9 protein-coding genes are annotated in these 11,976 nt (G+C 59.9%); 2 read left to right on the top strand and 7 right to left on the bottom strand.

What is annotated here, in order from left to right:
- The first annotated feature begins 118 nt into the window (after positions 1–118).
- Entirely contained in the window at positions 119–3,952 is a 3,834-nt protein-coding gene (locus tag D8780_RS10990; RefSeq protein ID WP_121645623.1) for a response regulator, read from the top strand.
- 56 nt (positions 3,953–4,008) lie between these two features.
- Here the strand turns inward: D8780_RS10990 and D8780_RS10985 are convergent, their stop codons facing one another.
- From D8780_RS10985 to D8780_RS10965, 5 genes are all read right to left on the bottom strand, one after another.
- On the bottom strand, positions 4,009–4,284 hold the full coding sequence (locus D8780_RS10985) for a glycine zipper domain-containing protein (protein WP_121645622.1): 276 nt from the start codon (positions 4,282–4,284) through the stop codon (positions 4,009–4,011).
- A 160-nt stretch (positions 4,285–4,444) separates the two neighbouring features.
- Complete coding sequence (locus D8780_RS10980) at positions 4,445–5,296, bottom strand: metal ABC transporter permease (RefSeq protein ID WP_121646528.1); 852 nt, start codon at positions 5,294–5,296, stop codon at positions 4,445–4,447.
- Between the two features lie 5 nt (positions 5,297–5,301).
- Positions 5,302–6,210 carry a metal ABC transporter permease gene (locus D8780_RS10975; RefSeq protein ID WP_121645621.1) on the bottom strand — a complete coding sequence of 303 codons (909 nt, stop codon included), beginning with the start codon at positions 6,208–6,210 and terminating at the stop codon, positions 5,302–5,304.
- Positions 6,207–7,133, bottom strand: a complete 927-nt coding sequence (locus tag D8780_RS10970; RefSeq protein ID WP_199699645.1) for a manganese/iron ABC transporter ATP-binding protein — start codon at positions 7,131–7,133, stop codon at positions 6,207–6,209. Before D8780_RS10970 ends, D8780_RS10975 begins: the two co-directional genes overlap by 4 nt.
- Before the next feature lie 20 nt (positions 7,134–7,153).
- Positions 7,154–8,077, bottom strand: a complete 924-nt coding sequence (locus D8780_RS10965) for a metal ABC transporter substrate-binding protein (protein ID WP_121645619.1) — start codon at positions 8,075–8,077, stop codon at positions 7,154–7,156.
- Between the two features lie 123 nt (positions 8,078–8,200).
- Between D8780_RS10965 and D8780_RS10960 the strand changes: the two genes are divergently transcribed.
- Positions 8,201–8,635 (top strand): Fur family transcriptional regulator, encoded by a 435-nt coding sequence (locus D8780_RS10960; RefSeq protein WP_121645618.1) that lies wholly within the window; start codon positions 8,201–8,203, stop codon positions 8,633–8,635.
- A 15-nt stretch (positions 8,636–8,650) separates the two neighbouring features.
- Here D8780_RS10960 and fumC read toward each other — a convergent pair whose 3' ends face one another.
- Entirely contained in the window at positions 8,651–10,099 is a 1,449-nt protein-coding gene (gene fumC / locus D8780_RS10955) for a class II fumarate hydratase (RefSeq protein ID WP_121645617.1), read from the bottom strand.
- Between the two features lie 68 nt (positions 10,100–10,167).
- Positions 10,168–11,628: a xylulokinase gene (gene xylB, locus D8780_RS10950; protein WP_121645616.1), complete on the bottom strand. Its 1,461-nt coding sequence runs from the start codon at positions 11,626–11,628 to the stop codon at positions 10,168–10,170.
- Between the last annotated feature and the right edge of the window lie 348 nt (positions 11,629–11,976).

Genomic DNA, 11,976 nt, shown 5'->3' with positions numbered 1-11,976 from the left:
TCATCCGGAAAAATTGCGTTTCCCCGGATGATGGTCGTTAACGTTAACGAACACTCAATGTGTCGTGCCTAGTCTCTGCATACTTCTGCTGAAGGAGCCGGAACAGGATCAAGGCGGTATGTCGCCCCATAACAAAAAGAATTCGCAACACCGGAAGACAGTCGCGGAGCTGAGACATTCAGAGCTCGTCGACCTTCTTGGACTGAATGCCGACTGGGTCTGGCAAACGGACGAGGCTGGAGAGGCGCGCTCGGTGCTGGCTGTCAGCGGCGATCGGCCGAGCCGGCGCCTGGTGGAGCGATTTGCCAGCCTCCTGAATTCCAATGCGGAACTATCCGAAGCTCTTTCACGCAAACTCGCTTTCTCATCCCTGCGTGTTCCTGCGCTGGATGGAGATGGCGAAGTCGAGATATCCGGCAAGCCGGTGATGGGCGAGGATGGAGAGTTCCTCGGTTTTCGCGGTGTCACCCGCCTTATTTCGCGAAAGGTGTGTGCCAGCCAGCTCGCAACCTCCACGGCGCCCGAAGATACTGTTCGCCCGTTCTCTTCGATCGCCGGCAACTTTCAAGAGGCGCTCGAACATGTGCTCAGCATTATGCCGGCACAGGTCATCCTCTATGACAAGAATGACCGGTTTCTTTTTGCCAATGCCGAGGTGAGGCGGGTCAACCCCGATATGGCGCCGGTTCACGAGGTGGGTGTGCCTTTGCGCGCCGCCCTCGAAGCGGCTGTTCAAAAGGGGATGTTCTATCGTACCGACGATGAGGAACTGGATGCGCTTCTGAGGGCGGATCCCCAGGCATGGATCGATGAGATTCTCCGCCTATGGGCGCAGCCGGGATTGCATGTCAGCTTGCGCTGCCAGCAAAATGGCCGCTGGATCAGAAGCCTTACCTGCCGCCATACCGATGGCACGCTCGTCATCATCCGTATCGACATGACGGAACAGAGAGAGGCGGAGCTGGAATCGGATGATGCTCGCCAAAAGCTCGAGGCGATCGTTGAAGCGCTGCCAGCCGCGCTTGTTGTCTACGACAAGGATAATCGCCTTGTTACGACGAATGAGAAGCTCCACCAGGCCATGCCGGCGATGCGCGAGCATCACAGTAAACCGAATGTCTGTCTCCGTGACTCCCTCATTGAGGGCCGAAAGGCGGGCTATTTCCGTGACAGCGGCCTGCCAGAGATCGATGCACTCTACGACAAGGACGAGAACGCATGGCTCGACGCCATGGAGCGGCTCTTTGACGAGCCGGAGCGGGTTTGCGAACGGCAGAGTCCGGATGGCCGCTGGTATAAATCATTCAACCACAGGCTCGAAAACGGTCTCTTTGTCGGCGTCAGTGTCGACATCACTGACCAGAAGGAAGCCGAAATCCGCTCAGAAGCGATGAGCCGTCGTCTGGCGAACGTCATCGACAGCCTGCATCTGGATGTTCTCATCTATGACGAGAACAACAATCTGCTGATGGTGAACAAGCAGATGCGGCAGAAGATCGCCAAAGGTCTTCACGAGCCCGGCCAGACGCTGCGGGATTCGTTGCGGATCGGCTATCGAAAGGGCCTTTATCGCTACGTCCTCGATCCTGAAGTCAACGCGCTTTACGACCAGGGCGAAGATGCCTGGATCGATGCGATGGAGCAGTATTACGACCAGCCCTATCGCACCTATGAGCGGCGCCGGCGCGACGGAAGCTGGTACCGGGCCATCGACGTTCGTACCAATGACGGGCTCTTGGTCATGATCCGCGTCGATCTCACCAAAGAAAAGAAAATCCAGGACGATCTCAAACAGTCCCTCAGCGAGATCGAATTGTTCCGCGAGATCGTCGATAATGTGCCCGTGGCGATCTATACCAAGGATCAGACCGGCCGGCTCACCTATGCCAACAAGAGCTGGGGGCGGATGAGCCGTTGCAACAGGCACGAAGCGATCGGCAAGACGGATATCGAACTGTTCGGGGATTCCGGCAGGCAGTTCGCCAAGAACGATGCCTTTGTCATGGCGGAATTCGAGGCCGGACGCGCCATCGAAGGCGGAATCGAAATCGACGAGACCCGCTGGATGGCCGATGGAACCGTTCAGTACCAGCATTCGAGCAAGAGCCGCCTTGAGCTGAACGGCAAGCCCGTCCTGCTTGGCTCGACCATCGACGTGACCGAAGCTCGCCAACGCGAGGCCGAACTTGCGACGGCAAGACAGCAGGCTGAAACCGCCGACCGTGCGAAGAGCGAATTTCTGGCCAATATGAGCCATGAGATTCGCACCCCGATGAACGGGGTGCTCGGCATGGCTGAGTTGCTGGTCAATACGGAGCTGACCGGCAAGCAACGGACCTTCACTGACGTCATCCTCAAAAGTGGCAACGCCCTTCTGACGATCATCAATGACATTCTCGATTTCTCCAAGATCGATGCGGGCCATATTGTTCTTGAGCCGGCACCGTTTGATCTGGAGGAAACGGTGCAGGATATCGCGACGCTGATGAGCGTCCGGGCGAAAAAGAAAGATCTCGAACTCATCGTGCGCTATGCGCCGAACCTGCCCAGCCACGTGGTCGGAGACGCAGGGCGCGTTCGCCAAGTCGTCACCAATCTTGTGGGCAACGCTGTCAAATTCACAGAGGAAGGTCACGTCCTCGTTGATGTGAGTGGCTCGACGACGCCCGGCGGGGTGGAACTGGCCATACGGGTGGCGGATACCGGGATCGGAATTCCGGCCGAAAACATCCAGAGCGTTTTCGACAAGTTCAGCCAGGTCGATACGTCATCGACGCGGCGCCACGAAGGCACGGGTCTGGGCCTTGCGATCACCTCGCGCCTTGTCGAGTTGATGAACGGCACCATTGAGGTCGAAAGTGTTCACGGCAAGGGGTCTTCCTTCACGCTGAATGTCACTTTGCCGATCGCGGAAAGTCAGCAGCCGCCCAAGGTCGTTCATCACGATATGTCGGGTGCCCGCGTTCTCGTGATCGACGACAATTCGGTGAACCGGTCGATCCTTCTCGAGCAACTGGCATCCTGGAATTTCGATGCGTGTGCAGCGGCGTCCGGTAATGAAGGTCTTGCCATACTGGCCGCCGCGCGAGATGCAGAAATGCCGGTCGACTGTGTCGTGCTCGACTATCAGATGCCCCTGATGAATGGGGAAGAAGTGGCTCGCGCGATCAACGCGGATCCCGATAAACGCGATCTGGCCGTTATCATGCTGACCTCGGTCGATTACGCCATCAACCAGTCGAACTGTCGCGAGATGGGTGTCGACGCCTATCTGGTGAAACCGGCCCGTTCCTCGACATTGCTGGATGCGATCGTGACCGTTCTTCATGAGCGGAAAGAACAGGGAAGCGAAGACAAGGCGCCGCGCGTGTTCCGCGCGCCTGTCAGCGAAACGAATTTCGGCGATAGCCCGGGACCGGGCTTGCGGACCATGGCGGATGGTGAGCCCATGGGGGTTTCTCAGCCGGATCGTTCTGGAGACGATGAAGAGATCAGCGCTTTCGAAGAGGACGTTACCTCGTCGGGCTTCGGCGAACTCGCAGAAAGAGATGGCGGGCTGGACCTGCTGATTGCCGAGGATAATGAAGTCAATCAGATGGTGGTCGAGCAGATTCTCAATGATCTGCCCTATTCCTACCGGATCGTCGAAAACGGTGAACTGGCCGTTGAGGCTTTTCTTGAGCAGCGCCCCCGCCTGATCCTCATGGATGTCTCCATGCCCCGCATGAACGGGCTGGAAGCCACCGCCAGCATTCGCAATCTTGAAGAGAAACACAATCTCGACCCGACGCCGATCGTCGCGGTAACGGCGCATGCCCTAAAGGGTGATCGCGAGCGGTGCCTGGAAAGCGGTATGGACGACTATCTTTCCAAACCGATCAATCATGCTGCTTTGCATGAGACGCTGGAACGGCATTTCAATGTCGGTGGGCAGTTGCGCAACAGCGCATAAAAAAGAAGGCCGCCGGAAGCCGGCAGCCTTCTGAAACACTTCGATTTCCTGACGGATCAATATCCGTTCGGGCACTTCGCTTCATAGCGCTGGCCGCGGGAATCTTCATAAACGCAGTAATTGTTGCGTTCCGTCGACTTGCCGACAATGAAGCCAGCCGCGCCGCCTGCCAGTGCGCCAAGTGCCGCGCCTTCGACATTGCCGCCGATGGCGGTGCCGAGAGCTGCGCCACCGACAGCGCCTGCCGTGGTGGTCTGTTCAGTCGTGGTGCAGCCAGATGCCAGGCCAAGAGCGCCAACGGATGCGAGAACAATCGCGGTTTTTTTAAACATGGAATTTCCTTTCCCTCTGCCGGCACAAATACCAGCCGATACCATAGCATCCGTAGCGAAACTAATGGGCTCAATACCGCACCCGCAACGAACGTCTATGGACATTTGAATGTCCCTGTCGCCAGAAGGTTCCAGAAATTCGTGTCGAAAGGAAGATTGGTTAACGCGATAGTGCTTTTTCGCGCCGCGCCGTCGTCATTTCAGCCAGCACTTCACGCGCGAAAGCTGCGGCAAAGGCCGCCGTCATGACAAGGACGATGCAGGCGGCGGGACTGGCGGAAAGCCAATAGCTCGCCCAGATACCTCCCAGCGTTGCGAACGTCGCCATAGCAGCGCTCAGGATCATCATCGTCGAAAAGCTGCGGACCAGAAGAAAGGCTGTCGCTCCGGGTGTAATTAAAAAAGCGACGGCCAATATGATGCCGACCGCCTGGAGTGCGGCGACGACCAGGATGGAGATGGCGGCGAGGAGTGCGGTATCCATCAGACGTGTCGGCACGCCGATCGCTCGGGCATGCTGCTCGTCAAAGGTGATAAGCTCCAGATCCCGGCGAAAGAGCAGCAGAAACGCTGTCGCGAGAACGCCGATGACGACCGCCTGCCAAAGGTCCGCGGCGCGGATGCCGAGCATGTCCCCGAAGAGGATATGGGTGAGGTGAAGCCCGGACGGAAAGGCGACGAACAGGACCACGCCCAGCCCGAACATGCCGGCGAAGATCACGCCCAACGCGGTATCCGGTTTGATGCGGGAATTGGCCTGCAGATAGCCTGCTGACAGCGCCGTGACCATTGCCGCACAGAATGCGCCGAATGCGAGCGGAAGGCCCGCCAGCCAAGCCAGCACGACGCCAGGCAGAACCGCGTGGCTGATAGCATCGCCCATGAGCGACCAGCCGCGCAGAACCAGTATACAGGACAGGAGGGCCATCGGAACCGCGACCACAAGCGTCGTCAAAATCGCCTTCTGCATGAAGGCATAAGAAAACGGTTCCGTCAGGCCGGTCAGAAACATATCGATCATGGCCGCGCCTCCACAGCCTGTTCGGGCTTGGCGTCGGTCTCGGAGGTGACGGGCAGGTTCGGCCGCCTTCTGCTACGACCCCTGCGCCTCGCCGCGATGAGGCCGTGCCTCGGAGCGAAGATGAAGGCGGCGAGGAAGGTCAGCGTTTGCAGAACGACGATCACGCCACCTGTCGCGCCATTCAGAAACCAGCTCGCCCACGCACCGAAAAAGCACGTCGCGGTGCCGATGAGAACGGCCAGCGCGATGAGGCGGCCGAAACGATCCGTCAGAAGATAGGCGGTCGCGCCCGGTGTCACGATCATTGCGATGACCAGGAAGGCGCCCACCGTCTGCAGCGCCGCGACGGTGGAGGCTGCCAGAAGCGTAAAAAACAGAACACGCATCCGATCCGGATTGATGCCCACATTGCGGGCGTGGTCCGGATCGAAGAAAGCAGCGGCGAGATCTTTCCACTTCAAGAGCAGAATCGCCATCGTGACGACGGAAATGATCAGAAGCTGGAGCGCGTCGGCAGGCGCGATTGCGAGGATGTTGCCCAGAACGATGGCCTCCAGATCGACGGCCACCGGATTGCGCGAGACCATGAAAAGGCCGGCTCCGAAAAAGGCGGTGAAGATGATGCCCATAATGGCATCTTCCTTCAGGCGGCTGCGCCTGCTGACCGCCAGAATGGTGGCTGCGGCCAGTCCGCCGGAGAGAAAAGCTCCGGCAGCGAAGGGAAGGCCTAGCATGTAGGCGCCTGCCACACCGGGGACGATAGAATGGGAGAGCGCGTCTCCGATCAGCGACCAGCCTTTCAGCATAACGAAAGCGGAAAGAAAGGCGCAGACCGCGCCCGTCAGCGCCGCCAAAAGGATGGCGTTGCGCATGTATTCGTAAGCGAAGGGATCGAAAATACTCATTGCGGAGGACGTTCCTTGTCCTCGGCCGTGATCCCATCCTCGCTGGCTTTGTGGGGCTGACGCTCGTCCCCGTAGAGAACGAAGGGCCGCTCTTCATCCGTGATGACGGTGAGGTGGCGCTCGTCTTCGTCCTCATGCAGGTCGGTGCCAGCCAGGACGAAATGGCGAAGCGATCCGCCGAAGGCCTCCTTCAGATTGGTCGGGTTGAAGACCTCCGACGTCGGCCCGCTCGCAAGGACGGTGCCGCGAATGAGGACGGTCCGGTCGCAATATTCGGGCACGGACCCCAGATCGTGCGTCGAAACCAGAACCACGCAGCCTTCTTCGCGCAATTCGCGGAGCAGGCCTATAATGCGTTCTTCCGTGCCGATATCGACGCCTGTGAAAGGTTCGTCGAGAAGAACGAGATCCGCTTCCTGCGCCAGAGCCCGCGCAAGAAAGACCCGTTTCTTCTGGCCCCCGGACAGTTCACCGATTTGCCTGTCCGCATAATCCTGCATGTCGACCCGCGCGAGGGCGTCGGCAACTTTCTGCCGATCGTCGCGTCCGGGACGGCGGAGCCAGCCCATATAACCGTAGCGACCCATCATCACGACATCGCGCACGAGAATGGGGAAGGTCCAGTCGACCTCTTCGGCCTGGGGGACATAGGAAATACGGTTCTGACGCCGGGCCTCCTTGACCGTTCCATCGAAGACGCTGACCGACCCTTTCGCCAGAGGTACGAACCCCATAATGGCCTTGAAGAGGGTCGATTTGCCCGCGCCATTAATGCCGACAAGAGCCGAGATCGTGCCTCGCGGCATGACGCAGCTTGCATCGCGCAAGGCCGTATGACCGTTTCGATAGGTGACGGTGATATCGTCGATGACCAAGCCGTCGTCGCTCTTGTGCAGCGTTGCGCTCTTGCCGTTCTCACTCATTGCGGTGCTTCGCTGTGGGGTCATTGGGTGAGTGCCTTTTCGATCGTGCCGGTCGTCACCTTCATCAGATCGAGATAGGTCGGCACCGGGCCATCGGGTTCCGAGAGGCTGTCGACGTAAAGAATGCCGCCATAGGCGGCGCCCGTCTCGCGCGCGACCTGCCTTGCCGGCTTGTCGGAGACGGTGCTCTCCGAGAACACTGCCGGGGCGCCGCTTCGGCGCATGTCGGCAATCATTTTCCGCATCTGCCCGGGCGTGCCCTGCGCATCGGCATTCATCGGCCAGATATAAAATTCTCGCAACCCGAAGTCGCGGGCGAGATAGGAGAAGGCGCCTTCCGACGTCGCGAGTATGCGTCGTTTTTCGGGGAGGGTGGCGAACCGCTCGCGTAGGGGCGCATCAAGCTCTTCGATCTCCTGAAGATAGGATTGAGCATTACTGCGATAAACGGCTTCGCTGTCCGGATCGATGACGATCAGCGCGTCGCGGATGTTTCGAATGTAAATCCGGGCATTCGACAAGCTCATCCACGCGTGAGGATTGGGAACGTCAGCGCCTTCCACGGCGATCGAAATGGGCTCGATTCCTTCAGTGACCAGAGCGGATGGCGCATCCAGCCCTTCGAGAAAACGCTCGAACCAGATTTCCAGATTGAGGCCATTCCACAGAACCAGATCGGCCGACTGGATCGACGCGATCGCCGGCGGCGTGGGCTGAAAGGTATGCACGTCGGCTCCTATGGGGACGATGGAGATGATCTCCGCCTCCTCGCCCGCGACATTGCGCGCCAGATCGGCAACGATGCTGAAGGTCGTCACGACCGTTGGTCTCGTCTCACCCTCCGATGCGAGAGCATCCGATCTGTCCTCCCGACCGCTATCGGAGCAGGCAGACAGAAAAAGAAGAGCCGCTGCCAATGCAGAAGCTCTGAGGGGCAGGGCCATGATCACTCCGGTCGATGCATCATCTGCAAATGAATATGAAAATAATTCGCAACTAGTCAACCTTTCTGCGAGTGATTTGCATTTAAAATTGAAACGGTCCTGGTGGCGTGCTAGCAGCGAAGCATGACGACCGCCGAAGCAGAAATCCTCGACGAACTTGAAAGCGAACTGCGCGCCGAAGGGGTTCGCATCACGCGGCAGCGCATGGCGATCCTGGCTGCTCTCGCCGGTTCGACGGATCATCCAACCGCGGAAGAGCTGCTGGCGCGTTCGCGCGAGCGCGACCCATCCGTTTCGCTTGCGACCGTCTATCGCACACTTTCCGTCTTGGTGGAGAGCGGGACAGTCCTGCGCAATGACTTCGAAGGGGCCGGTGCGCGTTTCGAACTGGCCAACAAGCCGCATCACGATCACCTGATCGATCTCGATACCGGTGATGTCATCGAGTTCACGTCGAGGCGGATCGAGAAATTGCAGGAAGAGATCGCCGAGGAACTCGGCTACGATATCGTCTTCCATCGCCTCGAACTGTATGGCCGAGCCAAGAAAAAGGTGTAGGCGGGAGCCGGTGCCTCAAGCTCCCGCCAGACCTTCGCCTGTCATCGTCTCAGGCCGTATGATGCGATCATATTCGTCTTCCGTCACCTTGCCACTGCGTAGCGCTGCCTCGCGCAGCGTATCGCCCGTTTTGGCCGCGTCCTTGGCGATCTCGGCGGCGGCATTGTAACCGATCTCCGGCGCCAGGGCCGTCACGAGCATCAGGGAACGTTCAACGTCGCCGTCGATGCGCTTGCGGTTCAGTTCGGTGCCTTCGATGCAGAATTTGCAGAAATTGGTCGCTCCATCCGCCAGAATGCGGGTCGACCGCAACACATTGTCGATCACGACCGGGCGCATCACGTTCAGCTGGAGATTGCCGCGCGATCCGCCCATCGCAACAGCCTGATCGTTCGCCATAACCTGAATGGCGATCATCATCAGCGCTTCGCTCTGGGTGGGGTTGACCTTGCCCGGCATGATGGAAGAGCCGGGCTCGTTTGGCGGGATCTGCAATTCGCCAAGGCCGAGACGCGGGCCGGACGCCAGCCACCGGACATCGTCGGCCAGCTTCATCAGGACCACGGCAACCGCCCGCAATCCGCCGCTTGCCTTGACCATCGCGTCGAGGCCGCCCTGGGCAGCGAATTTGTTTGGCGCGGTGATAAAGGGCTTTCCGGTCAGTTCGGCGATCTGCGCAGCGGTCTCCTTCGAAAAGCCTTCCGGTGCATTGAGCCCGGTGCCGACTGCCGTGCCACCGAGCGCCAGCTCGAGCAGTTTCTCGCTGCTGTCAGAGAGCGTTTCGATCGCATCGCGCAATTGGCCGGCCCAGCCATGCCACTCCTGTCCCACCGTCACGGGCACCGCATCCTGCAAATGCGTCCGGCCCGTCTTGACGACGTCCATCCAGCTATCCGCCTTCGTCTCTATGGCGGAAGTGAGTTCCCGCAATGCCGGGAGGAGATCATCGTCGATGGCGATCTTGGCTGCGATGTGCATGGCTGTCGGAAAGGTGTCGTTGGAGGACTGACCCATATTCACGTCGTCATTCGGGCCAACGGGGCTTTGACTTCCGAGCTCGCCGCCAAGCAGTTGGATGGCACGGTTCGCGATCACCTCGTTGACGTTCATATTGGTCTGGGTGCCCGATCCGGTCTGCCAGACGAAGAGCGGGAAATGATCGTCCAGCTTGCCCTCGGTGACTTCACCAGCCGCCCGAATGATCGCTTCGGCCTTCCAGTCTTCCAGACGGCCGGCTTCGCGGTTGACGATGGCGCAGGCCTTTTTGACAATGCCATAGGCGTGATGGATTTCCGGCGCCATGTGATCGCGGCCGATCGAGAAATGATGCAGCGAGCGCTGTGTCTGAGCGCCCCAGTATCGGTCGGCCGGCACTTCAACCTTGCCGAGACTGTCGAATTCCTCGCGTATGCCGTCGGCCTCGATACCGATGGCTATGTCTTGCATCTGCGGGTGTTCGCTCATCTCGCTCTCCTTGTTGTTTCCGCGCCATCTAAGGCGTCGGAGCATCGTGAGAAGCGGGGAGAAGGCGATCAGGCGGTTCGGGCGAGGGGCGCCAGAGCCTGATAGAGGCGGCGATAAGTCTGTAGACGCTGGGCATGGCGGCCGGTTTCCGCCTCATCGGGTTCGAATACGGTCTCGACGGGCGGCTTTTCGGTGAGGTCGTCGAGCGACAAAGCGCCCTCCATCACCGCCGCCAGTCTGGCTGCGCCGTAGGCCGGGCCGGTATGGGCACCGATATTGCGGGTCAATGTCATGCCGAGCGCATCGGACAGGGTCTGGACGACGAGGTCGCTGCGCATCCCGCCTCCGATTGCCATGGCGCGATCGGCGGTTCCGCCGGCTGCAGCTACAATGTCTCGCGCATCGCAGAAACTGTACGCGATCGCGTCGATGACAGCGCGCGCCATCTCGCCACGTGTGGTCGTCGTCTCGAGCCCCATGAACCCGCCCCGGATATAGGGGTCGTTATGGGGGCTTCGTTCCCCGGCAAGATAAGGGAGAAAAAGGGGGACACGATCGAGACGCGCCGCCATCGCTTCGGCGATCAGCGCCGGTATGTCGGCACCCGAGACGGACGCGAACCAGGCGAGTGGCGAGGCACCATTCAGCATGGCACCCATTCTGCACCACCGACCCGGAACGGCATGGGCGAAGGCGTGGACGTAGCTTTTGGGCGACGGGCGATAGGTCTCGTCACTAATGTAAAACTGGCCCGATGTGCCGAGCGACAGAAACGTATCGCCGTCGGAAACGGCGCCGATGCCGACCGCACCGGCTGAGGTATCGCCGCCACCGGCAGCGACCGGAATACCCGTTCGCAGACCGAGCGCCTCGGCGGCCTGGCGGCTGAGCTGACCGGTCTGTTCCGACCCTTCATGCAAGCCAGGCAGCCAGCCGCTATCAGTGGCACTCGCGGCGCAGATCGCTTCCGACCACTGACGTTTTCCCTCGTCGAGCCAGAGCGTGCCGGCGGCGTCTGCCATATCCGTCGCAAATTCCCCCGTCATCTGGAGCCGTACGAAGTCTTTCGGAAGAAGGATGCGAGCGATGGCGGCGTATAGTGACGGTTCCTCCCTCTTCAGCCAGAGGATTTTTGGAGCCGTCAGGCCAGGGAGAGCGCGAACGCCTGCGATTTGTGCGAGGTTTGCAACCTCTTCCTCGATGATCCGGCACTCTTTGGTCGCCCGGCCGTCATTCCACAGAATAGCGGGACGAAGCGGCCTATAATCCTGACCCAGGACGACCGCGCCGTGCATCTGCCCCGACAATCCTATGGCCCGGATGGATGACCATTCCTGCGGGGCGCGTGCCTTCAAACGCGCGCAGGCTTTCTGTGTGGCCGTCCACCAATCTTCGGGGTTCTGCTCGCGCCAGAGTGCGTACGGACTATCGATCGAAAGTGGCGCGTCGGCGCTTGCGATGACCTTACCCCGGGCAGGGGCGATGACCGCCTTGACCGCCGACGTTCCTATGTCGATGCCGAGAAACACGGATCCTCCCTGATCAGCTGTTTCATATCATAGAGAGGCCCCGAGAAAAGCACGCCTTTGCGACAGCGCGCTGCAAACGTCATCGCTCTAGATCTTTCTGCGGCGTGTCGGTGCATGGAACCCAGGCGGCTTGTCGGCAAGCCATCTGAGAAAACCCGAAAGCGCGGGGTGCGCCCGCAGCGCCTCGGTATCATCTCCGAAACGCTCCAGTTCCGTATTGGAAAAGGACTTGTGCAGCATGGCGTGGCAGATGGGATGGACCGGAACGGTCTCGCGGCCGCCGCGGCTTTTTGGAACGGGATGGTGCCATTGAACGCGCGGACCCAACGTCCGGCGGCAGAGCCAGCA

Source organism: Notoacmeibacter ruber, assembly GCF_003668555.1.
Classification (GTDB): domain Bacteria; phylum Pseudomonadota; class Alphaproteobacteria; order Rhizobiales; family Rhizobiaceae; genus Notoacmeibacter; species Notoacmeibacter ruber.
The sequence above is the reverse complement of the archived record's forward strand: the minus strand, read 5'-3'. Positions and strand labels throughout refer to the sequence as shown.